This window comes from Acidovorax sp. LjRoot118 (assembly GCF_964253575.1).
Classification (GTDB): domain Bacteria; phylum Pseudomonadota; class Gammaproteobacteria; order Burkholderiales; family Burkholderiaceae_C; genus Acidovorax.
The window spans coordinates 2,400,055-2,423,504 of the sequence record NZ_CAXURB020000001.1; the positions used below are offsets into that span (position 1 = coordinate 2,400,055).

The window sequence follows — 23,450 nt, forward strand, 5'->3', positions numbered from 1 at the left end:
CTAAATTGCTGCCACACCTATAGGAGACAAAGCATGTCAGCTCAGCCCGACCCTCAGGCCGCTTTTGGCCTCGGTACCGACGTCGATCAGCAGGAAACCCGCGAATGGATGGATGCGCTGTCCGCCGTGATCGACAAAGAGGGCCCCGAGCGTGCCCATTTCCTGCTGGAACAGCTTCTGGAGCACGCGCGCCAGAGCAGCATCGACATGCCGTTCTCGGCCAACACGGCCTACGTGAACACCATCGAGGCCGACCAGGAAGCCCACTGCCCCGGCAACATCGCCATTGAAAAGCGCCTGCGCGCCTACATGCGCTGGAACGCCATGGCCATGGTCGTGCGCGCCAACCGGCTGAACCCCGCCGACGGCGGCGACCTGGGCGGCCACATCGGCTCGTTCGCATCGGTGGCCAGCATGTTCGGCGCCGGTTTCAACCATTTCTGGCATGCGGCCAGCGAAGACCACGGCGGCGACCTGCTGTACATCCAGGGCCACAGCTCGCCCGGCATCTACGCCCGCGCCTACCTCGAAGGCCGCCTGAACGAAGAGCAGCTCGACAGCTTCCGCCAGGAAGTGGATGGCAAGGGCCTGTCGAGCTACCCGCATCCCAAGCTGATGCCCGAGTTCTGGCAGTTCCCCACGGTGTCGATGGGGCTGGGCCCGCTGATGGCCATCTACCAGGCGCGCTTTCTCAAGTACCTGCACGCCCGTGGCATCGCCAACACCGAAAACCGCAAGGTCTGGGTGTTCTGCGGCGACGGCGAGATGGACGAACCCGAATCGCTGGGCGCCATCGGCCTGGCCGCGCGTGAAAACCTGGACAACCTGGTCTTCGTGATCAACTGCAACCTGCAGCGCCTGGACGGCCCGGTGCGCGGCAACGGCAAGATCGTGCAGGAGCTCGAAAGTGAGTTCCGCGGCAGCGGCTGGAACGTCATCAAGCTCCTGTGGGGCAATGGCTGGGACACCCTGCTGGCCCGCGACAAGACCGGCAAGCTCAAGCAGCTGATGATGGAGACGCTGGACGGCGACTACCAAGCCATGAAGGCCAACGACGGTGCCTTCGTGCGCAAGAACTTCTTCGGCCGCCACCCCGAGACGCTCAAGCTCGTCGAGCACATGACCGACGACGAGATCTTCGAGCTGCGCCGTGGTGGCCACGAGCCCGCCAAGGTCTACGCCGCCTTCCACGCCGCCAACGCGCACAAGAACCAGCCCACCGTGCTGCTGGTCAAGACCGTCAAGGGCTATGGCATGGGCAAGGCCGGTGAAGGCAAGAACACCGTGCACCAGACCAAGAAGCTCTCGGACGAGGACATCAAGTACATCCGCGACCGCTTCAGCATCCCGATCCCGGACAGCCAGTTGGCCGACATCCCGTACTACAAGCCGGCCGACGACACGCCGGAAATGCAGTACCTGCAAGAGCGCCGCAAGGCCCTGGGCGGTTACCTGCCCAAGCGCCTGCCCAAGGCCGAAGAGAGCTTCACCGTGCCCTCGCTCGACACCTTCAAGGCGGTGCTCGAACCCACGGCCGAAGGCCGCGAGATCTCCACCACCCAGGCCTACGTGCGCTTCATCACGCAGCTGCTGCGCGACCAGGCCCTGGGCCCGCGCGTGGTGCCCATCCTGGTGGACGAGGCCCGCACCTTCGGCATGGAAGGCCTTTTCCGCCAGATCGGCATCTACAACCCCAAGGGCCAGCTGTACACCCCGGTCGACCGCGACCAGGTGATGTACTACCGCGAAGACAAGGCCGGCCAGATCCTGCAGGAAGGCATCAACGAAGCCGGCGGCATGGCCAGCTGGATCGCAGCCGCCACCAGCTACAGCACGAACAACCGGATCATGATCCCGTTCTATGTGTACTACTCGATGTTCGGCTTCCAGCGCATCGGCGACCTGGCCTGGGCAGCGGGCGACATGCAGGCCCGCGGCTTCCTGCTGGGCGGCACCTCGGGCCGCACCACGCTCAACGGCGAAGGTCTGCAGCACGAAGACGGCCACAGCCACATCCTGGCGGGCACCATCCCCAACTGCGTGAGCTACGACCCGACCTTCGCCCACGAAGTCGGCGTGATCATGCACCATGGCTTGAAGCGCATGGTCGAGCGCCAGGAAAACGTTTTCTACTACATCACGCTGCTCAACGAGAACTACCCCATGCCCGGCCTGCAGCCCGGCACGGAAGAGCAGATCATCAAGGGCATGTACCTGTGCAAGCAGGCGCCCGCCCTGGCCGCCGATGCACCCACCGTGCAACTGCTGGGCAGCGGCACCATCCTGCGCGAATCGTTCTTCGCCCAGGAGCTGCTGGAAAAGGACTGGGGCGTGGCCGCAGGCATCTGGAGCTGCCCGAGCTTCAACGAGCTGGCCCGCGACGGCCAGGACGTGGAGCGCTGGAACCTGCTGCACCCGACGGAAACCCCACGCGTCTCCTTCGTGGCCGAGCAGCTGGGCAAGACCACGGGTCCCGTGGTCGCCTCCACCGACTACATGAAGAACTACGCCGACCAGATCCGCTCGTTCATCCCCACCGGCCGCACCTACAAGGTGCTCGGTACCGACGGCTTCGGCCGCAGCGACTTCCGCAGCAAGCTGCGTGAGCACTTCGAGATCAACCGCCACTACATCGTCGTCGCGGCCCTGAAGGCGCTGTCCGAAGAAGGCAAGGTGCCCGCTGCCAAGGTGGCCGAAGCCATCGCCAAGTACAACATCCAGGCCGACAAGGTCAACCCGCTCTACGCATAAAAGAACCGGAGACAACAATGGCATTGGTAGACATTCAAGTTCCGGACATCGGTGACTTCGACGAAGTCGGCGTGATCGAGCTGCTGGTCAAGCCCGGCGACACGGTCAAGGCCGAGCAATCGCTGATCACGGTCGAATCCGACAAGGCGTCGATGGAGATCCCGTCGAGCCACGCTGGCTTGGTCAAAGAGGTCAAGGTCGCCATCGGCGACAAGATCAAGCAGGGCTCCGTGGTGCTCACGCTGGAAGTGGCGGGCGAAGCGGCCGCGGCGCCTGCTGCTGCTGCACCCGCGCCAGCCGCCGCGTCCCCCGCACCTGCACCTGCCGCTGCAGCGCCCGCCCCAGCGGCTGCTGCCCCTGCAGCAGCCTCAGGCCCGGTGGAAGTGCGCGTGCCCGATATCGGCGACTTCAAGGACGTGGCCGTCATCGAGATGCTGGTCAAGGTGGGTGACACCATCAAGCTTGAGCAGTCGCTGTTCACGGTCGAATCCGACAAGGCATCCATGGAGATCCCTTCGCCCGCCGCCGGCGTGCTCAAGGAGCTCAAGGTCAAGATCGGCGACACCGTGAACATCGGCGACCTGATCGCCGTGCTCGAAGGCTCCGCCCCGGTTGCAGCCGCGCCCGCACCGGCACCCGCCGCTGCACCTGCTGCTGCAACGCCAGCGCCGGCCCAGGCCGCGGCGGCCCCCGCCCCTGCGGCCGCCGCTGTGGCGGTGCCGGCCCACCAGCCAGGCGCCCCGACCACGGGCCTGCCCCACGCATCGCCCTCCGTGCGCAAGTTCGCCCGCGAACTGGGCGTGCCGATCGAAGAGGTCAAGGGCACGGGCCCCAAGGGCCGCATCAGCCAGGACGACGTGCAGGCCTTCACCAAGCAGGTGATGAGTGGTGCCACCCAGACCAAGGCACAACTTTCGAGTGCTGCGGCCAAGGCCCCGGCGGGCGGTGGTGGTTCCGGCGCAGGCCTGGACCTGCTGCCATGGCCCAAGGTCGACTTCAACAAGTTCGGCACCGTGGAGCGCAAGGATCTCTCGCGCATCAAGAAGATCAGCGGCGCCAACCTGCACCGCAACTGGGTGATGATCCCCCACGTCACCAACAACGACGAGGCCGACATCACCGAACTCGAAGCCTTCCGCGTCTCCACCAACAAGGAAAACGAGAAGAGCGGCGTCAAGGTGACCATGCTGGCCTTCGTGATCAAGGCCGTGGTGGCCGCGCTCAAGAAGTTCCCTGAGTTCAACACCAGCCTCGACGGCGACACCCTGGTCTACAAGCAGTACTACAACATCGGCTTTGCGGCCGACACGCCCAATGGCCTGGTGGTGCCCGTGCTCAAGGATGCCGACAAGAAGGGCATCATGCAGATCAGCACGGAAATGGGAGACCTCGCCAAGAAGGCCCGCGACGGCAAGCTCGGCTCGGCCGACATGCAGGGCGGTTGCATGTCCATCAGCTCGCTGGGCGGCATTGGCGGCACGCACTTCACGCCCATCATCAACGCGCCCGAAGTGGCCATCCTGGGGCTGTCCAAAGGCCAGATGAAGCCGGTGTGGGATGGCAAGCAGTTCGTGCCGCGGCTGGTGCTGCCGCTGTCGCTGTCGTACGACCACCGCGTGATCGACGGTGCCAGCGCTGCGCGCTTCAATGCCTATCTGGGCCAGGTGCTGGCGGACTACCGCCGCATCTTGCTGTAACGAGGAGACCCTGGTATGGCAATCATTGATATCAAGGTTCCGGACATCGGCGACTTCGACGAAGTCGGCGTCATCGAAGTGCTGGTCAAGCCCGGCGACACCATCAAGGCCGAGCAGAGCCTGATCACCGTGGAGTCCGACAAGGCCTCCATGGAGATCCCCTCCAGCCACGCTGGCGTGGTCAAGGAGCTCAAGGTCAAGATCGGCGACAAGGTCGCCCAAGGCGCCGTGGTGCTGACGCTGGAGGCGGCGGATGCCGCCTCAGCGGCACCCGCACCTGCTGCGTCACCTGCGGCTGCGCCTGTGGCGGCAGCGCCGGCTCCGGCCGCTGTGGCACCCGCCACCCCGGCGCCCCAGGCATCGAGCTTCGGCGGCAGCGCCGACCTGGAATGCGACGTGCTGGTGCTCGGCGCCGGCCCCGGCGGCTACAGCGCCGCCTTCCGCGCGGCCGACCTGGGCCTCAAGGTCGTGCTGGTCGAGCGCTATGCGACTCTCGGCGGCGTGTGCCTGAACGTGGGCTGCATCCCCTCCAAGGCCTTGCTGCATGTGGCGGCTGTCATGGACGAAGTGAGCCACATGGCCGACCTGGGCGTGAGCTTCGGCGAACCCACCCTGGACATCGACAAGCTGCGCGGCCACAAGGAAAAGGTCATCGGCAAGCTGACCGGCGGCCTGGCCGCCATGGCCAAGATGCGCAAGGTCACCACCGTGCGGGGTCTCGGCCAATTCGTCGGTGCCAACCACCTCGAAGTGGAGGAAACCAGCGGCGCCACCGGCCAGGAGAAGACGGGCACCAAGAAGGTCATCGCCTTCAAGAACGCCATCATCGCGGCCGGCAGCCAGGCCGTGCGCCTGCCGTTCATGCCCGACGATCCGCGCGTGGTGGACTCCACCGGCGCGCTGGAATTGAAAGCCGTGCCCAAGCGCATGCTCATTCTGGGCGGCGGCATCATCGGCCTGGAAATGGGCACGGTGTACAGCACCCTGGGCGCCCGCCTGGATGTGGTGGAAATGATGGACGGCCTGATGCAGGGCGCCGACCGCGACCTCGTCAAGGTCTGGCAGAAGATGAACGCCAAGCGCTTCGACAACATCATGCTCAAGACCAAGACGGTGGGGGCCAAGGCCACGCCCGAAGGCATCGAGGTGACGTTTGCCGCTGCGGAAGAGGGTGGCACGGCCCCCGCGCCGCAGACCTATGACCTGGTTCTCCAGGCCGTGGGCCGCACCCCCAACGGCAAGAAGATCGCCGCCGAGAAGGCGGGCGTCTCGGTCACCGACCGCGGCTTCATCAACGTCGACATCCAGATGCGCACCAACGTGCCGCACATCTTCGCCATCGGCGACATCGTGGGCCAGCCCATGCTGGCGCACAAGGCGGTGCACGAAGCGCATGTGGCGGCCGAAGTCATCGCCGGCGAGATCCAGGGCAACAAGGAGCTGGCCAGCGCCGCCTTCAACGCCCGTGTGATCCCCTCGGTGGCCTACACCGACCCCGAGGTGGCATGGGTGGGCCTCACCGAAGACCAGGCCAAGGCCCAGGGCATCAAGGTCAAGAAGGGCCTGTTCCCCTGGACGGCCTCTGGCCGCGCCATCGCCAACGGCCGCGACGAGGGCTATACCAAGCTCCTGTTCGACGACAGCCCCGAGGCCCATGGCCACGGCAAGATCCTGGGCGGCGGCATCGTGGGCACCCACGCCGGCGACATGATCGGCGAGATTGCCCTGGCCATCGAGATGGGCGCGGACGCGGTGGACATCGGCAAGACCATCCACCCGCACCCCACGCTGGGCGAGAGCATCGGCATGGCGGCGGAGATCGCGCACGGCAGCTGCACGGACGTGCCGCCGCAGAAGAAGTGATGTAGCCAGCAAGGGACAGCGCCCTGCTCGTTCTGTACTGAAACGAAAGCCCGGTCCGGCAACGGCCCGGGCTTTTTTATGTCAAGCCAAAGCTCTTGCGCTCTGCGATCATTTGCATCCATGCAGGCAAGAGGCCTTTTCGCCTCTCTTGCATTTGCACAAGCTGCTCCTTCCAAGTTTTCAATGAGCTAGGTAAAGTGCCATGCACCGACTCAAATGCGCAACCCAATAGGCAAAGACCTTTTAATTGATTTTTTTGTGCGTGAGACATTTTGAACCAAGCTTGCCAAGCTAGACTTAAATGGTTTGCGCAATCAATAGTAGTGCTGCTGGTGAATGCGACCAATATATTTCTATAAAAGCGGTTGCTACGCTGCCTATAAGGCACTTCTATCTCTGGATCTAATTCTGGCTCTATCACAAAATTAGTCTGTCCTTCCAGCCACTCGCACAGTGCAACTAGCAAAAAACTGCTGTCCGCATCTGCAGAGTACTTGGCAGGTATGGTTTGTGCTAATTTCTTTTGAATATCTAGTGCCTGCTTTGCAAACGACACTGCTTGAGTGATGTCACCGTTATCACATAAGATGCCGGCATGATTATTGAGGCAGTTTGCCAAGTCAGCGTCAAAGCGCTCAGGCATCTCTAGCGCCAATCGCTGATAGGTAGTAAGCGCTTGGGTTGAATTCTTAAGTGCTTGTGTGATTTCTCCATTATCATTCAAAATGATTGAGTAGTTGCTGAGAGCCATGGCAAAGTCTGCCTCAAAGCGCTTGGGCTTGCTCTGTGCCAGCCGCTGATAGATATCAAGCGCCTGTTTGGAATGCTGCTGCGCTTGCGAGAATTCATCATTGATCCTTAAGAAATTTGCATAATTATTAAGTGATGTTGCCAACTGATCTTCAAAGCGTTTGGGTTTATCATTTGCTAAATTTTCGCGGATGATTAGCGCTTTTTTCCCATTTTCTAACGCTTGCATAATATTTCCGTCGTCGGCCAAGCGATTAGCGTAGTTGCTAAGGGACATAGCCCAGTCGGCACTAAAACGCTCAGGTTCATCTCTTGCTAGTCGTTCGCGGATATCAAGTGCCAACTTTGAATTTTGTAGCGCCGGGATGAAATCACCGTTTTCACCCAAGAAGTTTGCGTAATTACTGAGAGACATAGCCCAGTCAATGTCAAAGCGCTCGGGCTTGTCATGTGCCAGTCGTTGGTAGATATCGAGCGCCTGCTTCGCATATTTTACCGCTTGAGAAACGTCACCATTTTCACTCAACATGCTGGCGTAGTTGTTGAGAGACATTGCCCAATCGGCGTTAAAGCGTTCTGGCTTATCTAGTGCAAGCCGTTCACGGACATCCAATGCCTTTTTTGCATGCTGTAGCGCTAAAGTGAAATCGCCGTTTTCGCTCAAAAAGTTTGCATAGTTGTTGAGTGATGTAGCCCAATTCCCTTCAAAGCGATCGGGCTTGCTTTGTGCTAACCGTTCGCGAATATCCAATGCCATTTTGGCATGATGCAACGCTTGAGCTCCGTCACCATTGTCGGCCAAATTGTTTGCGTAGTTGCTAAGGGACATGGCCCAGTCGGCCTCAAAGCGATCAGGGTTTTCTTGTGCCAATCGTTCGCGAATATCTAGCGCTTGCTTTGCATGTTGCAGTGCTTGTGTGAAGTCGCCGTTGTCGCTTAGAAGGTTTGCGTAGTTGTTAAGGGATCCGGCCAAGTTGGCTTGGATTTTTTTTGGATAATTTCTTGCTAGCCGGTAATTAATATCTAGGGCGCTTCTGGCATGTTCCAGAGCACTGGTAATGTCACCATCCCGGTAGCAAGCTACGCAAAGATTGTCAAGTGTTTTTGCCAAATGACTCCAATCAGCTTCGCTTGGTCCCTTGAAAGATTCGCATCGCTTCTGAGCCTGCGAATATAACGATTGACGAACCAGTACCGCTAGCCCGATAAGTGGAAGTATCTCATGATTAAATTCGTCTTCTAATTGTCCGGCTACTTGTAACGCATCCTTTTTTGACAAGCGCTGGAATGATTTTTCTGCTATTTTTGGTAGTGGACTAGGGGTTTGTATTGCTACCTTAATTATGTCTTTGGCGCACTTGGGGAAATTTAGAGTGAGATTTTGTTCTAATAGGTTAGAAATGTCCTCGCGGTACCGTAGTAAGCGCGATAAAACCGTTAGCGCGTGGTGTCGTTGGGCCGCGCTAGATGCACTCCCCAATACCGCATTCAGCAAATCCTCTCCGTTTGAACCTAGCAGCTGTTGTGCTACTAAGGCTTCTCCGAGCAAATCTGGGCGCAGACCGCTGAGCCCTTGAGTGCTTGGATAGAGGGGGGTTAATGTTGAAAATAGGAATTTAAGCTGCTGAGCATCTCCATCTCCATCTGCTATGCTCCAGAGTGTATCAATGGATTTGTGAGTAGTAGCGGCGCCAAGCAGGGTGACTAAGGCCATGAGCAAATCACTGGACTTTTCGGTTTTTTCAGATTCAGTGCTAGATGGGATCGCGCTCCTGACGGCTTTATGCCAGTAACGTTTTTCATGCCGTACCAAAGCCATGGGCAGCGCATCGGCCGATTCCGTGCGTTCACCGAGTAGTGCCAACAGTGCCGCCATGTGCAAAAATAATGGTTTATCGTAGGCGGCAGCTTGCAAATTTGGCTGAATTTCAGGGGCCGAGCACTCCATAGCTCGGGAGAAAGTAGTTAGTGCTTCGGCGTAGGCTTTTTTCCGTGACGCAAGGTCGATGTACAAACCCGGGACGGTATATGGTCCTGTTGTAGCAGAGCCTGTGAGAAGTGTTTCGCAACGCGGGTCAATTTCAGGTAAATGTCTCCACCATTCCCCGCTGCTTCGAGCCAAAAGCAAGACTCGCGTGCTGTGCGCTGAGGGAACTCTGGATAATTGTGCAAGTAGTTCTAAAAGCGCTGCGCTTCGGGTTTCAGCGTAGTCGAGCACGATGAGGGTTGGTCGATTTGTCTGGCGAAGTTCGTGCACCAAACCAACAATATCTTTAAATTGAATATTGTGGCGAAAAAAACCAGTATTCCAACCAACTTTCGATAGGCGATGAAGCATTTCGAGTGCTAGTCGTGTTTTTCCGACTCCACCTTCCCCAACCAGCAGTCGAACGCCTATAGGATACGGGGTGGAAGTGGCCCATTCACATTGGGTTAACAAGAAGGGCTCACGTTCAGGTGCAAAAGGAATAAGTGCTTCTTCAGCACGAAGTAGCTGGCTGGGATGGTGCCCTTTTTCTGGTTGCCATTGAGGCTTGGGCTGCTCCAGCCATTGAGGGAGTAAGTGATCGACTAGGATGGATGACTTACTACTGCTATTCACGGTGCTCGTGATTGCTGAGTTTGAATCAATGCTTGGAGGCTCCCATTTTAGTGCTTGGATAAAACTATCTGCACATGCTCTCCATGTGCAGTCATTTAGAAGTGCTTCTCTTAGTAGAAGAGCCTTTTGCTTGTACGTGGCATGATCTTTGGCAATATCAATCAACTTGCTGGCAATTGCTTCTTTGTCCGTATCTGTAAAAAAAGGGAAATCATTTTTCCCTTTTATGTCTATGGAACAGACAAAATGGTCAAGGCCGCGATCTTTTAGTAAGCGGTATACGCCACTTTTGGCGCTTAAGATCAGGGGAACACCTGCGGCAATAGCCTCCCATGCCACCAGTCCGAATCCTTCATGCCAAGATGGCATTAGACACACGCTGGCTTGGCGTAGTTCGGAAAATAATTCTGTGCGATTTTGTGTGAATGGTAATGTCTGTATGTTGATGACACGCTTAGCATATAGTTCGGCAAATTTTTTGAGCTCTTGTTCAGCATTAGAGTATGTGGCACTTGTATCGGACTCTAGGTCAATGCCTCGCAGCCTTATCTTCGGCTCCGAAGAACCATTTAAAGCGCTGGGAAAGCCTGATTCCGTATCGCAGCGCCAAACAGCATGTGCAAATCCAGCAACCCCCAGATGAGCTTGCTTAATTTTTTGTGCTCCTGCATCTAGCCTACCGCTTATAAAGGCGGTAAATGTGTGGTGATACTGCTTTGGGCTAATTTCTGCCAAGCCAGGCGTAAGCATGGGTATGGATTTTGTTTCCACATCAACGAAATCTGCTAGCGCTTCACGTAGCAGCGGACCCACTGCCAATCGGACATTTGATGAGGTAAAAAGTTCCTGCTGTTCTTTTGATTTTTTATTGGCAGTGGTGCTGTTTTCGGCAAATGATTCGTAGTGATCGTAGCTCATGTGGTGGATAAGTGCGGATCGGCCACCATATTCCTTTGCTATGGCATTTGCAATTGAGCCAGTAATGCGGTCATGACCCAGCCATACTGTTCTATTTGGATCAATGTTCAAGAGCTTTGACCATACTTTTTCAGCTTGATCGGGTGTCAAAGATTCGCCTTTGAGGCCAAGAGTGATCAATTCGATTTGATATTGATCTTTTGCGTTTTGAATGTCATTTTCATCGCAATCAGCGACCACGCATACCACCCGTAGCCAATGCCAATGCGCGGCTGCGATGGCGTGTAAAAAATCCGTGTTGAAAGCATTGATCCCACCAAATTTCGCCCCCCAGGTGGTGGCAAATGCGATGACGGCGTAGCTGTTTTTCATAGATGAAATTACTTGCGAGATCTACATCATATTTCGCTTTGGGGACTATGCGTCTCCACCGATTGGCGTATTCTAAGTACCGGGGCGAGTGCGTGTGGACCCTAGAGGCTCCGCTGCCTACGATGGCGCGGCTACGGTAGCTCGGCCGTAGGCCGCCAATAACGGAATCGGCACGCCTTGGGACCCTCTGCAGACTTCGTTTCTCGAGATCCACGGCCAATGGAATCAATGGCTTACGAGGCCCACACCCTCCCTTGGCCATTTTCAAGGAAACCGAGTAGCGCTACATCCTAAACCACCAAAACATCGGGATCCCCGGTTACAACCCGGCTTTCTATAAGCCGTTGTGCGGGGGCATCGAAGCACGGGCCCACAAGGTTTTCTGGTAGCCGCGCGGAGCGCCATTGCGCACAATCCGCAGATCCCGTTACATTTTCGGGCGCCTGCCGCTTCTCCATGAGCTTCATCGTCCAGATCTTCGACCGCATCACGGCCACCGACGTGCCCACCGCGCTGGCCGCGTGCAAACGCGACCAGGTGGCCACGCCGCGGGTGGTGGCCATGTTCGACCAGTTCCTGCGCGAGGTGCAGTGCCACTACCCGCTGGCCGCTGGTGCCAACGGTGTGTCGCAGCCCCTGATCTGGACCGAGGGACTGCCGTTCGGGCCGCTGGACCACTGGCCCCTGAATCTGGGTGTCGACGTGCAGGCGCTCGACGCCACGGTGCTTTCCACCCTGGGCCATGTGGCCGCGGATGCGGGGTTGCAATTGCTCGAACCGCAGGGCGGGGCGCTGTACCGCCTGGACCGCCAAGTGGTCTACGAGGACGGCACGGTCGAGCCCTTTGCCGAGCGTTCCCTGCGGGTGGAGCCGCCCAAGGTGCAGGCCGCGCCCGGCAGCTTTGCCCCGGCGCGGGTGCCCCACAGCCTGGACGTGCTGTGCGGCGCGCTGATGGAGCGGCTCGCGCCGCTGGGCTTCGAGGTCCACCCCCATCCGGTGAACTCACGCGCACGCCTTGTGCAGCGCAGCCATGGTCCTACGGTGCAGGCGTTTTTCATACAGGTGCAGCCCGAGCATGACCGGCAGTACATCCATTGCTCCGTGAACTGGTGGTTGCCCAGCGTGCGCGAGGCCTGGCTGGCGCGGCTGGACGAGATCGGCGGGCACGAGCTGCGGGGGCGCATCAAGGCCTTCATCCCCGACCACGAACGGACCCTGAACGATTTTCAGCAGATCCCCTGGCACCGCAACCCCCGCCTGGGCCAGAACGACCTGCGTAGCGCTCACGACCTGGGTGAGTTTGCCAAGGCCCTGGCCTTTTGGGCCGCCGAGCGTGCCATCCTCTGGCAGGACGCGCCCAAGGACATGGCGGCCCTGGGCAAGCTGCTGCTCTCGGTCGACCAGGTCAGCCGCGTGCTCAGGGACGGCGAAAGCGGCGTGCACGGCCTGTTCTATCTGCAGGAACAGATGGCACTGCTGGTGCTCGCCCTGCACTGCAAGACGCCCTTGCGCGAAGTGTGGATTGAAACCCTGCGCCACCGCCAGCGCGTGACGCAGCACGTGCAGTGGAAGCCTGTCAGCGGCAACGATGGCAATGCCTTGTTCGATGCCATCCTCCACAGCCTGATCGAGCGGCCACCCGTGCTGGGCGCCTGATCCAACATACTGCGACATGACTTCTGACAACGACATCGAAGCCCGGGCCTGGGCACTGGTGCACGCCTACCTGGCCGATGCCTCTCCGGCTGCCTGGCATGTGTTCGCCGCGCACTCCAACTACGACGGCAACAGCCAGGCGCTGCGCTGGCTGGTGGACCAACCTACACTGGACCGCGGCACGGCGCTGCTGATCTACTGGTACCTGGGGGCCGCCTGGCATGTGCAGTTCACCTCGGCAGAGCAGGCCCTGAGCCCCGAGACCTTCAGGCTGCTGCGCCTGATCGAAGAGCGCTACGCGGCGGGCTTTTATGAAGCCGGCAACATCTGGTTCGACCCGCACACCTCCGAAGGCGGCCGGCCGGATGACTACCCTGGTGTGGCTGTGGCGCGGCCCGTGCCTGCGCTCATGCTGAAGCCCGTCAACGGCAGCGAGTTGGTCGAGGTCTCGGAAGACCCGGAGGGCTTTGACGAAGGGCTCCCACTGAGCGTGGCGGTGGCGCTGTATGCGTTGTTCGAGGAGAGCGAAGACTGATAACGCCCTCCGGTTCAGCGTCCCGGGCCGTCGATTGTGTCGCTGTCTGCGCGGTGTGAGCCCACCCCGACACCCAGGGCCATGCCGCCCATGCCGGCCCCGCCGGAGCCACCACCGCCTGCACCCCCTCCACGCCCGCCGCCGGCCTCGGCATTGCCTGCGCCTCCCGCTCGCTTGCCCACCGCCCCGCCACTTGCGGCCGGGCGCAGAGGGCCCTGGTTGGGTATGGCCACTGCAGCCGGGATGGGCTCCAGGTCCAGCGCCGCGCGGATGAAATGGCGCAGCGACACCACCAACTGCGCGGTCTCGATGCTGCGGCCGGCCACCATGTCCTGCGCGGCCTTGGCGGCCAGTTCCACCTGTTCCTCGGTGCCGAGCAGGATCACGTCGGACAGGGCGGCCTCCACGGCATCGCGCATGCGGCGCTGGCGTTCGGTGCTGGTGAGGGTCGGAGAGGGCAGGTCCGATTCCTCCGCTTCGGATGCATCGGTTTCCTGTGGGGTGGCCATCGCCATCTGCACGGCACTGTCATGCACCTGCTGGCGCCGCAGGTCGCGCATGTGCGTGGGGTGCACCTGCAACTGCCCGGTGAAGGATCCACCCAGTGTCTTGTACGCAGCGATCAGGGTCTTGAGCCGCTCGTTGATCTGCCGGTTCTCGCGCTCGCGGCGCTTCTGGATGGTCTGCATGAACACCAGGCGCGTGCCCACCATGACCAGGGTGGCCAACAGCAGGCCCATCAGGGTGGTGAGCAGGGTGGACCAGGAGGTGAAGTCGAGCAGATTGCGCATGCGGAAAGCTGAGGGCGAACGGTGCGCCCATCCTAAAGGCAAGCCGGCTGCCGCCCTGTAGGCCGGCGCCCCAGCCAGCCCCATGGATGCTTTGCGAAGGGCGCAGGTCGTCACCGCCCGGTTCTCAATCGGCCGTCAGCCCCAGGCGCTTCACGACGGGTTCCCAACGGGCCATTTCCTGGGTCAGCGTCGCCTGCGCCTGCCCGCTGGTGGTCCCCAGCGCCGTCACGTCGCTGTTTTGCAGCTTGGCACGCACGTCCGGCAGCTTCATCACCTCCTGCGCCCGTTTCGCCAGTTCGGCGATGACGGCGGGCGGCGTGCCCTTGGGGGCCTGCAGCACCAGCCGGAAGCTCACGTCCAGGCCTGGCTGCTTCAGGGCCTGGGCCAGCGTGGGAACTTCGGGCGCCAGCGGCGATGGCGTGGCCGAGGAGACGGCCAGTGCCGTGAGCTTGCCGGCCCGCACATGCGGCAGCACGGTGGGCGTGGCGAGGAAGCCGCATTGCACTTCGCCGGCCAGCACCGCCTGCGTAGCGGGCGCGGGCCCGCGGTAGGGGATGTGCTCCATGCGTGCGTGTGCCGCATCCAGGAACATTTCGGTCGCCAGGTGCCCGGGCACCCCCGGTCCACCGGATCCGTAGAGGATGCGCTCGGTCTTGCTCTTGGCCACCAATTCGCTGACCGTCTTCACACCCACCGAAGGGTGGCACACCAGCATCTGCGAAAAGCTGCCGATGATGGAAACGTTCACCAGATCGGCCTTGGGATCGAAATCGCGGTTCTTGTAGATATGCGGGTTGACCGTGAGCACGGTGTCCGGGCTGAGGACCAGGGTGGCGCCGTCGGGTTCCGCCTTGGCTGCCGCGATGGCAGCCAGGTTGTTGCCGGCGCCAGGGCGGTTGTCCACGATCACGGGTTGCTTGACCAGCCTGCCCAATTGGTCGGCGAACAGCCGCGCCGTGATGTCCGACGGGGCGCCGGGCGGCGAGCCCACGAAGAGGCGCACCGGTCCGGTGGGCCAGGCCTGTGCCAGCGCGGCGCAGGGCGCCAGCGCAATGAGGCCGATGGCACCGGCGCTGCGGATCGTCTTGAAAATGCCCATGGTTACTCCTTGTCGAAGCTCAGTACATCAGCTGGCCGCGGCGGTTCACGACGCCGATGTCCACCCACTGCGTGCCGATGTTCTGGCCATCGGTGAAATCGAGCGGCAGGCCCCCCAGGTCCATGCGCAACTGACGCAGCGCGGCCGTTACCTTCTCGGGCGTGGGGGATGCGCCAGCGCGAGAGATGGCCTCCACTGCGACCTGGGCGGCCACGTAGCCGGTCAGGTGCGGGTTGGACGGCTCGGATTTCGGATAGTGGGTGCGCATTGCGGCACGGAAGTCCCGCGTCAGGCGGGTCTTGTCGGCAGAGGCATTGGGCAGCACCTGCGCCACCCCCACGCCGATGGCCGATTCCAGTGGCGTCTTTTCAATGATGGCTTCTGCCGGCACGTAGGACATGCCATAGATCGGCGTGCGGTCAGAGGCTGCACGCACGTCGCGCACCAGCGCCGCGCCGCTGTTGCGCACCAGCACCATCACATAGGCCTGCGCGCCTGTTGCCTGCAGCTGTTTGGCCGTGGCCGCGAGCTGCTCTCCGACTGGGGGCACGGGCACGCGGCCGACGACCTCGAGCTTGAACTCCGCAGCCGCTTCGTTGAAGTGGCCCAGGCCGCTCTTGCCCATGGGATTGTCTTGGTGGGCGACAGACACCTTGCGGATACCGAGCGTGGACAGGTGCTGCAGGATGTGGCGGATCTGCGCGCGGTCGCCCGCGCCCACATGGAAGATCCACGGGCTGCCGGGGGTACGCATGGCTTCCGCGCCCGGGGTTGCGCCCACGGCCGGGGTCTTGATGCGCTCCAGCACCTTGCTCGATTGCAGTGCCAGCACATTGGCCGAGCCGAACAGGTTGATGAAGGCCAGCGGCTTGTCGCGCCCGGCGATCATCTCGACCAGGCGCACGGTATCCTCTGGCTTGTACTGGTCGTCCTCGTGCACGAAGCGGACCTTCTGCCCGTTGACACCGCCCTTGGCATTCACGGTGTTGAAATACGCCATGGCCCCCTCGTAGTTGCCTACGGCTGTCACCGCCAGGGGGCCCTTGGTGGGCGAGACCTGGGCGATGACGACGTCCGCGTGGGCGGTGGCCACCTGAAGGGCCGCGAAGAGGATGAATGTACGAATGGGCAAGGGCTGACTCCGACGGCATATGGAACTCTGCGGAGAATTCTTGGGCCTCAGCCGATGGTTCATCTAATGAAGAAAAGAGGAGACATTCCCTGATGTTGCGCAATCCCCGTGTGCCGGACGATTTCGTGAATTATCGATTGCTGCGGCTGTTCGCACTGGCGGGCGCACCTGTCGTGCGCCTGTGCGAAGGGCGCTACGGTGTGACACGGCGCGAATTCCGCCTGCTGTGCCTGGTGGTCGACGGCGGCCCCGTATCGCCGTCGCGCCTGAGCGAATTGGCGCACCTGGACCCGGCCCGCGCGTCGCGCGTCATCGCGGCACTGGCCAGGAAGCGGCTGGTGCGCCGCGAGGTGCAGAGTGGCGACCGCCGGTTCGCGCTCATTGCAGCCACCCGCGAAGGCGTGGCGCTGCACAAGGAGCTGTTTCCGCAGATCGCCGACATCAATCGGGGGGTGGTGTCGGTGCTCGATGCAGGGCAGGTCAAGGCGCTGGATCAGATCCTGTCGGTGCTCACGCGCCACGCCGAGGTGGTGAACAGCTCCATCGTGCTGGATGTGGGTGCGGACCGCCAGCGCGGGCGGCGCAGCCCTGATGACGACTTTGCATAGGACTGCAGGCAGGGCGGGGCGTCAGCCAGCCTTGCCCGCCGCCGGGCCCCAAGGCGCCACTGCAGCGGCGGAATCCGCCGGCTTGCTGCGCTTGCTGATCAGCAGCACCCCCGCCAGCACCAGCCCGGCGCCCGCCATCTGCCACCAGGACAGCGGTTCGTTCAGCAGCCAGCAGCCGAAGAAGATCGTCAGCATGGGCCCCAGGTTGCCGATCAGCGCGGTGCGGGCGGCGCCGATGCGGCGGATGGCGGCCGAGGTCATGAACACCGGCAGCACCGTGGAGAAGACGGCCATGCCCAGGGCATGCAGGTACACGGGGGCGGGCTGCGCCAAAGCCGCGACCGGCTGGGTCGCGATGAAGTGCGCCAGCGTGGCCACGGTGGACACCAGCATGGCCAGCGCGGTGAAACGCGCCGCGCCCAGGGTGCGGATGGCGGGCTCGCTGCCGGCCTGGTAGAAAGCGTACGACACGGCCGAACCGAAGACGAAACCCGCCCCGATGAGCACGGCCCGCGCGTCGCCGGCCACGTGCAGGTCGTGCGCAAAGGCCAGGCCGATGCCCGCGTACGACAGCAGCAGCGAGCCGATCTCACGGCGCGATGCGCGCTTGCCCAGGAACAGCACGCCGATCACGATGGTCAGTGTGGGGTAGGTGAACAGGATCAACCGCTCCAGGCTGGCCGTGATGTACTGCAGCCCAATGAAGTCGAGGATGCTGGCGCCGTAGTAGCCCAGCAGGCCCAGGGCGATAACCAGCAACCAGTCACGCCGGGACAGCGGTGCCAGGCTGCGGCTGGCACGCCAGCCGACCCAGGCGAACACCGGCAGCGAGAACGCCATGCGCAGGGCCAGCAGGGTGACCGAATCGACCGGCGTGGCCTGCGGTACGGCGTAGGCCAGCTTGACGAAGATGGCCTTGAACGAAAAACCCAGGGCGGCGAGAACGGCCAGGGCCAGGCCGACGCGTTCGGCGGGCCAGTGTTTCCAGGAGGGCATGGGAATGTGGGGTTCAAATGCATGCGATACCTGCGAACGATATGTGTGCATGCGATATGGAAAAGATCAGTGAGGCTATGGTGCCGTAAGATGTTGCAGGGCACAATTGCTATTCCCGCAAGCGTGCGTTCGTTATAGACGAACGCACTAGGCCCGCCGCATGAACTACGACCTCACCGACCTGCGCCTGTTCGTCGCCATTGCCGAGGAGCGCAACCTCACGCGCGGGGCGGCCCGCGCCTGCTTGGCCCCATCGTCGGCCAGCCACCGGCTGCGCCGGCTGGAAGAGGCACTCCACACCACCTTGTTCGAGCGGCAGACCCGCGGCGTGCAGCTCACCCGGGCGGGCGAGGCGCTGCTGCGCAATGCGCGCCAGGTGTTGGCCAGCCTGGAGCAGATGCATGCCAACCTGTCGCCCTTTGCCACCGGCATCCGCGGCCACGTGAGCCTGTGGGCCAACACCCATGCCACGCACACCTTTCTGCCGGACGATCTGGCCGGCTTTCTCCGGCAGCACCCGCAGGTCAGCGTGACGCTGGAGGAGCGCACCAGTGCCGAGATCGTGGTGGCCGTGGCCAGCGGCGAGATCGAAGTGGGTGTGCTGGCGGACAGCGGCCACAGCGCGGGCGTGGAGCTGGCCCCCTACCGGCAGGACCGGCTGGTGCTGATCGTGCCCACCGGCCATGCCCTGTCGTCTCGCACGCAGGTCGGCTTTGCCGAGGTGCTGGACCACGCCTTCGTCATGCTGCATGCGGGGTCTGCCATCCACACCTTCACGATGAATGCCGCCGCCGCTCTGGGCAGGCACCTGGATGTGCGCATCCAGGTGCGCAGCTTCGAGGCCGTCTGCCGCATGGTGGGGGCTGGCGTCGGCATCGGCCTGGTGCCGCGCAGCGCGGTCCAGATGGCCGGCCTGGCCGACCCGCCGGTGGTCGTCGAGATGGATGAACCCTGGGCCCGGCGCGACCTGCAGATCTGCGTGCGCAAGGGGGCGGAGCCGTCGGGCTTTGCGGCGGCGCTGGTGGCGCACCTGCGCAGCAGTCGTGGCGCGCGCCAGGGGGTGTAGGTGGGTTCCGACGGCTTTGATCGGCATTGGCCCGCTTCGTGCGCCAAGGTGCCTGCGTAACCTTGGGGCCATGCAAAGCGATCCTGCTCTGCTCTACCACCCAAGGAACCAATATGAACACTGATCAAGTCAAGGGCGCATTGAAAGAAGCAGCTGGCAAGGTTCAGCAAAAGACCGGCGAGGTGATCAACAGCCCCGAGCAGCAAGCCAAGGGCGCCGCCAAGCAGGTGGAAGGCAACATCCAGAAGAACTATGGCGACGCCAAGGAAGCGGTCAAAGACGCAGTGAAGTGACGCCCAGCGGGTGCGCCCGCTGCCGCACGTGAAGCCCCGGATGCAGTGATGCCCCGGGGTTTTGCGTTTTCAAAGCAGGCTCAGTCTGCCAGGAACACGTTTACGCCCGTGGCGCGCAGTTCCTTCTGGATGCGCGTGGGTGCGGTGGCGGGCACCACGAGCGCGGCCAACTCCTTGAGCGGAGCCACAGTGAAGGGCGAGGCGGCACCAAGCTTGTCCAGGGAAGCCAGCACCACGGTTTCCGCCGCGCGGCGGTGCAAGGCGCGTTTGACGGTGGCTTCCTCGAAGTCGCCGGTGGTGAGCCCTGCCTCGGCGTGCACACCCGTCACGCCCATCAGAAACAGGTCGGCACGCAGGCGCTCGGCGGCCTCCACCACGCTGGCGCCCACGTTCACCATCGAGTGCCGGTACAGGCGCCCGCCCAGGCTCAGCACCTCAACGTGCGCATGCCCGGCCAGCGCGGCGGCCACCACGGGGCTGTGGGTCACCACCGTGGCGCGCAGGTCCAGCGGCAGGTGCTGCACCACCTGCAGCGAGGTGGTGCCGCCGTCCAGAATGACCACCTGGCCGGGGCGCACCATGGCCGCCCCGGCACGGCCGAGCAGGCGTTTTTCGTCGGGCGCCAGCTCCTTGCGCACACGCAGGTCGCCCACGGCGGCCGAGGCGGGCAGGGCGCCGCCGTGCACCCGCTGCAGCTTGCCCTCGGCGGCCAGCTCGCGCAGGTCGCGGCGCACCGTGTCTTCGGAGATGCCCCATTCGTCGCTGAGCGCCTTGGCCACTATCTGGCCCTCCTGTGCGAGGCGCTGGAGGATGAGTTGCTTGCGCTGGGTGGTGAGCATGGGCTGGCCAATTGCATGAAATTCTATGAAAATGCATGATACTGCACGAATGCGTTTTTGGAGAAACCCATGCCCGATCCCATGGCGGCTGACCGCCCCCTGCTTGTGCTCATCGCCGGCCCTTATCTCTCGGGCACTGATGGCGACCCCGTCCGCATTGCCGCCAACCGCGAGCGGCTGGAGGCCGCCGCCTTGCCCATCTACCAGCGCGGCCACCTGCCAATGCTGGGTGAATGGCTGGCGCTGCCCATCATCCACGCGGCCGGCGGCCGAGAGCACGGGGATGCGGTGTTCCATGCCTACCAATACCCGGTGGCCGAGCGCTTGCTGACGCGCTGCGATGCGGTGCTGCGCCTGCCGGGCGCATCGCGCGGTGCCGATATAGACGTGGCACGGGCGCAGGCCCTGGGTTTGCCGGTCTACCACCATATCGACGAACTGCCGGTGCACCAGGCTGCAGAGGGGGCAGCGGCATGAAGCGGCCCCAGCCCATGCCACTGCCGGGCGATACGGACAATGTCCGATTGGTGGATGCCCAGCTGCTGTCGGACAGCTGGTACACCCTGCGCAAGATCAGCGTCGAGCTGCGCCGCCGCGACGGCCAATGGCAGCGACTCAGCCGCGAGGCCTATGACCGGGGCAACGGCGCGGCCCTGCTGCTGTGGGACCCGCGCCGCAGCACGGTGGTGCTGACCCGGCAGTTCCGCCTGCCGGCCTTTCTGAATGGCTCGCCCGATGGCCAGTTGATCGAGGCCTGCGCCGGCCTGCTCGATGGCGACGAGCCCGAGGCCTGTATCCGCCGCGAGGCAGAGGAGGAGACCGGCTACCGCATCCGCACACCGCGCAAGGTGTTCGAGGCCTACATGAGCCCGGGCTCGGTGACGGAGAAACTGCATTTCTTCGTTGCCGAGTACGAACCGGAAGACCGCGTGCAGGCCGGCGGCGGGCTGGCGCAGGAGGGCGAGGACATCGAAGTCATCGAGATGCCCCTGGCCGAAGCCCTGGCCGCCATCGCCTCGGGGCGCATCCAGGATGGCAAGACCATCATGCTGCTGCAGCACCTGGCGCTGGGGCTTGCGCCAAGCGCCGTCTGATGCCCGGTGTCAGCCTTTGTCGTCCAGCAGCGCGACGATCCGGTTCCAGTGGGATTCATCCACCGGCGTGATGGACAGGCGGCTGCCTTTTTGCAGCACCCGCAGGTCGGCCAGTTCGGGGTGCTGGCGCAGCTCGGGCAGGCCCAGCAGGCGCGTCTTGCGCACGGCCTGCACATCGAGCAGCAGCCAGCGCGGCGCGTCGGGCGGCGACTTGGGGTCGTGGTAGGGCGAGTCCGGGTCGAACTGCGTGGGGTCGGCCCGCGTGCCCGATGCCACGCGGGCGATGCCGACGATGCCTGGCTCGGCGCAGCTCGAGTGGTAGAACAGCACGCCGTCGCCCACCTGCATGCCATCGCGCATGAAGTTGCGTGCCTGGTAGTTGCGCACGCCGGTCCAGGGCACGGTGGCTTTGGGGGCGGCCAGGGCGTCGTCGATGGAGCATTCCTCGGGCTCGGATTTCATGAGCCAGTGGCGGGGGGTGGCGCTGGAGGGTGATGTCATGGCACCATTCTGGCAAAGAGTCGGGGGCCGACGCAAACAACGTCCGTGAGGGGAAAGGCGCTGCGGTCCAGATGGGCCGTGGCGAAGCAAGCAATGGCTGAACCATCCAAGCGCAAGAGCAAAGGCCCCGGCACCTGGGTGCTGGCGCTGTTCGGGCTGCCCTTTGCGGCCGCGGGCCTGGGCCTGTTGCTGCTGAGCGTGCTGCCCACGCTGGTCGACTGGTCGACCATGCAGGGCTGGCAGCCGGTGCAGGCCACGCTGGCCTCGGCCGAGACGGTGGCCAGCCGCAGCAGCAAGTCCACCACTTACAGCGTGAAGGCCGAGTACCAATACCGCGTGGCGGGGCAGGAGTACACCGGCAGCCGCGTGGCCATCGGCTCGGGCAGCGACAACGTGGGCGAGTTCCAGAAGGAGCTCGGCGCCCGGCTGGAGGAGGCGCAGCGCAGCGGCACACCGGTGCAGGCCTGGGTGAACCCCGACAACCCTGCCGAAGCGGTGCTGGACAGGAGCCTGCGGCCCGGCATGCTGGCCTTCAAGCTGGTGTTTGCGCTGGTGTTCGGCGGGGCGGGCCTGGGCATCATGCTGTTCGCATGGCGCATCCGGTCCGTGCTGTCCAGCGAGGAACGGGTGGCGGAGCGAACCTGGGAGGCACGCCCCTGGGAGTCCCGCGCGCAATGGAAGGACAACCGCATCCGGGCGCGCCGGCGCATCGGGCGATGGGTGCTCTGGGTTCTGGCCCTGGTGTGGAATGCGGTGGCCTTCCCTATGGCCGCCATGGTGGTGCCGCGCACGCTGGAGCGTGGCGACCACCTGCTGGCGGGCGCCTTGCTGCTGTTCCCGCTGGTCGGGCTGGCGCTGCTGGTCTGGGCACTGCGCAGCGCTCTGCATGCACGCCGCTATGGCGATGTACGGCTGGAACTCGACCCGTTTCCGGGCTCCATCGGTGGGCACTTCGGTGCCATCCTGGCGGTGCCTGTGGCCTACAGTTCGGGGCTGCGCTTTCTGGCCACCCTGCAGTGCGTGCAGCACACCCGCTCCCGCTCGGGCGGCAAGACCAGCTACGACAGCCGCACGCTGTGGCAGGTGCGCGGCCTGCCGCAGGTGGAGGCGCAGGGCGAGGGCGTGCGCCTGGCCTGGCGTTTCGACCTGCCGGCGCACCTGCCCGCATCGGAAGACCCTGGCAGCGAGTACCACCGCTGGGAGTTCGAGGTCAAGAGCGTGCCGGGCACCTCGGGAGACAACCTGGCACCGGGGTTCGGGTGCAGCTTCGACGTGCCGGTGTACCTCACGAACCAGAAATCCGTCTGGCTGCAGCACGATGCGGCGCAGCACCCGCAACTGGGCGAGGTGGCCAAGACGGACGAGGAGGACGTCTCCGATGTGGAGCAGGTGGCCGGCGGTGTGCGGCTGTACTTCCCCTATGGGCGGCGCTACAAGCAGATGCTGGCGCTGCTCGTGTTCGGTGCCATCTTCGCGGGCGCGGGCACCCTGCTGTGGAACAGCGAGGCACCGTTGCTGTTCGGTGTGCTCTTTGGCGGCATCGGCTGGCTGGTGGTGCTGGGAGCCGTCTATGGCATGGGCAACAGCCTCACGGTGCAGATGGACCGCCAGGGCCTGCGGACCGAGCGGCGGCTGCTCGGCCTTGCAAGCTTCAAGAGCGCGGCTTCGGCGAGCGAGGTGGCGCGCCTGGAGATCCAGGAAAGCTATTCCACCACCACGGGCGGCAACAAGGAGACCTACTACCGCCTGCAGGCGGTGCTGGCCAGCGGCAAGGGCATCACCGTAGCCGACAGCCTGCGCGGCAGGGCGGCGGCGCAGCAACTGCTGTCCTCGCTGTGCCGCCAGACGGGCTACACGAAGGGATCGGCGCCGGGTTGAGGGCCCCGC

Annotated in this window: 18 protein-coding genes; 11 read left to right on the forward strand and 7 right to left on the reverse strand. The window is 63.0% G+C overall.

Annotation, left to right across the window (positions count from 1 at the left end):
• Positions 1-33 precede the first annotated feature (33 nt).
• Genes aceE through lpdA form a run of 3 tightly spaced genes read left to right on the forward strand, consistent with a single transcriptional unit; the run spans position 34 to position 6,311 of the window.
• Entirely contained in the window at positions 34-2,751 is a 2,718-nt protein-coding gene (aceE, locus tag ACSQ9E_RS11335; protein WP_436217812.1) for a pyruvate dehydrogenase (acetyl-transferring), homodimeric type, read from the forward strand.
• 17 nt (positions 2,752-2,768) lie between these two features.
• Positions 2,769-4,448: a dihydrolipoyllysine-residue acetyltransferase gene (aceF, locus tag ACSQ9E_RS11340; RefSeq protein ID WP_436217813.1), complete on the forward strand. Its 1,680-nt coding sequence runs from the start codon at positions 2,769-2,771 to the stop codon at positions 4,446-4,448.
• 15 nt (positions 4,449-4,463) lie between these two features.
• The gene (lpdA, locus tag ACSQ9E_RS11345) at positions 4,464-6,311 is read left to right on the forward strand and encodes a dihydrolipoyl dehydrogenase (protein WP_436217814.1); all 1,848 of its coding nucleotides are present in this window, start codon (positions 4,464-4,466) and stop codon (positions 6,309-6,311) included.
• A gap of 76 nt (positions 6,312-6,387) precedes the next feature.
• Here lpdA and ACSQ9E_RS11350 read toward each other — a convergent pair whose 3' ends face one another.
• Complete coding sequence (locus ACSQ9E_RS11350) at positions 6,388-10,953, reverse strand: tetratricopeptide repeat protein (RefSeq protein ID WP_436217815.1); 4,566 nt, start codon at positions 10,951-10,953, stop codon at positions 6,388-6,390.
• 456 nt (positions 10,954-11,409) lie between these two features.
• Between ACSQ9E_RS11350 and ACSQ9E_RS11355 the strand changes: the two genes are divergently transcribed.
• Together ACSQ9E_RS11355 and ACSQ9E_RS11360 are read left to right on the forward strand one after the other, a co-directional pair.
• Positions 11,410-12,609: a hypothetical protein gene (locus ACSQ9E_RS11355; RefSeq protein WP_436217816.1), complete on the forward strand. Its 1,200-nt coding sequence runs from the start codon at positions 11,410-11,412 to the stop codon at positions 12,607-12,609.
• A gap of 16 nt (positions 12,610-12,625) precedes the next feature.
• Complete coding sequence (locus ACSQ9E_RS11360; RefSeq protein WP_436217817.1) at positions 12,626-13,144, forward strand: DUF4274 domain-containing protein; 519 nt, start codon at positions 12,626-12,628, stop codon at positions 13,142-13,144.
• Between the two features lie 14 nt (positions 13,145-13,158).
• On the opposite strand, the gene ACSQ9E_RS11365 is transcribed toward ACSQ9E_RS11360, so the two are convergent.
• The 3 genes from ACSQ9E_RS11365 to ACSQ9E_RS11375 all read right to left on the reverse strand — a co-directional run bounded on the left by ACSQ9E_RS11365 (position 13,159) and on the right by ACSQ9E_RS11375 (position 16,166).
• Entirely contained in the window at positions 13,159-13,935 is a 777-nt protein-coding gene (locus ACSQ9E_RS11365; protein ID WP_436217818.1) for a hypothetical protein, read from the reverse strand.
• 124 nt (positions 13,936-14,059) lie between these two features.
• Positions 14,060-15,034, reverse strand: coding sequence for a Bug family tripartite tricarboxylate transporter substrate binding protein (locus ACSQ9E_RS11370; protein ID WP_436217819.1), 975 nt, complete (start codon positions 15,032-15,034; stop codon positions 14,060-14,062).
• Between the two features lie 19 nt (positions 15,035-15,053).
• Positions 15,054-16,166 carry an ABC transporter substrate-binding protein gene (locus ACSQ9E_RS11375; protein WP_428000615.1) on the reverse strand — a complete coding sequence of 371 codons (1,113 nt, stop codon included), beginning with the start codon at positions 16,164-16,166 and terminating at the stop codon, positions 15,054-15,056.
• A gap of 92 nt (positions 16,167-16,258) precedes the next feature.
• Here ACSQ9E_RS11375 and ACSQ9E_RS11380 point away from each other — a divergent pair, with 92 nt between their 5' ends.
• Positions 16,259-16,774: a MarR family winged helix-turn-helix transcriptional regulator gene (locus ACSQ9E_RS11380; protein WP_057203069.1), complete on the forward strand. Its 516-nt coding sequence runs from the start codon at positions 16,259-16,261 to the stop codon at positions 16,772-16,774.
• Positions 16,775-16,795: 21 nt separating this feature from the next.
• Here the strand turns inward: ACSQ9E_RS11380 and ACSQ9E_RS11385 are convergent, their stop codons facing one another.
• Positions 16,796-17,770 (reverse strand): DMT family transporter, encoded by a 975-nt coding sequence (locus ACSQ9E_RS11385; protein WP_436217820.1) that lies wholly within the window; start codon positions 17,768-17,770, stop codon positions 16,796-16,798.
• 160 nt (positions 17,771-17,930) lie between these two features.
• On the opposite strand from ACSQ9E_RS11385, the gene ACSQ9E_RS11390 reads away from it, so the two are divergent.
• Both ACSQ9E_RS11390 and ACSQ9E_RS11395 read left to right on the forward strand, forming a co-directional pair.
• Positions 17,931-18,836 carry a LysR substrate-binding domain-containing protein gene (locus ACSQ9E_RS11390; protein ID WP_436217821.1) on the forward strand — a complete coding sequence of 302 codons (906 nt, stop codon included), beginning with the start codon at positions 17,931-17,933 and terminating at the stop codon, positions 18,834-18,836.
• 113 nt (positions 18,837-18,949) lie between these two features.
• Positions 18,950-19,129, forward strand: a complete 180-nt coding sequence (locus tag ACSQ9E_RS11395; protein WP_057203067.1) for a CsbD family protein — start codon at positions 18,950-18,952, stop codon at positions 19,127-19,129.
• A gap of 80 nt (positions 19,130-19,209) precedes the next feature.
• Here ACSQ9E_RS11395 and ACSQ9E_RS11400 read toward each other — a convergent pair whose 3' ends face one another.
• Positions 19,210-19,968 carry a DeoR/GlpR family DNA-binding transcription regulator gene (locus ACSQ9E_RS11400; RefSeq protein WP_436217822.1) on the reverse strand — a complete coding sequence of 253 codons (759 nt, stop codon included), beginning with the start codon at positions 19,966-19,968 and terminating at the stop codon, positions 19,210-19,212.
• 69 nt (positions 19,969-20,037) lie between these two features.
• Here ACSQ9E_RS11400 and ACSQ9E_RS11405 point away from each other — a divergent pair, with 69 nt between their 5' ends.
• Entirely contained in the window at positions 20,038-20,445 is a 408-nt protein-coding gene (locus ACSQ9E_RS11405; protein ID WP_436217823.1) for a DUF4406 domain-containing protein, read from the forward strand.
• Positions 20,442-21,062: an NUDIX domain-containing protein gene (locus ACSQ9E_RS11410; RefSeq protein ID WP_436217824.1), complete on the forward strand. Its 621-nt coding sequence runs from the start codon at positions 20,442-20,444 to the stop codon at positions 21,060-21,062. Before ACSQ9E_RS11405 ends, ACSQ9E_RS11410 begins: the two co-directional genes overlap by 4 nt.
• 9 nt (positions 21,063-21,071) lie before the next feature.
• Here the strand turns inward: ACSQ9E_RS11410 and ACSQ9E_RS11415 are convergent, their stop codons facing one another.
• Complete coding sequence (locus ACSQ9E_RS11415) at positions 21,072-21,563, reverse strand: EVE domain-containing protein (RefSeq protein ID WP_436217825.1); 492 nt, start codon at positions 21,561-21,563, stop codon at positions 21,072-21,074.
• A gap of 93 nt (positions 21,564-21,656) precedes the next feature.
• On the opposite strand from ACSQ9E_RS11415, the gene ACSQ9E_RS11420 reads away from it, so the two are divergent.
• Complete coding sequence (locus tag ACSQ9E_RS11420; RefSeq protein WP_436217826.1) at positions 21,657-23,441, forward strand: DUF3592 domain-containing protein; 1,785 nt, start codon at positions 21,657-21,659, stop codon at positions 23,439-23,441.
• Positions 23,442-23,450 lie beyond the last annotated feature (9 nt).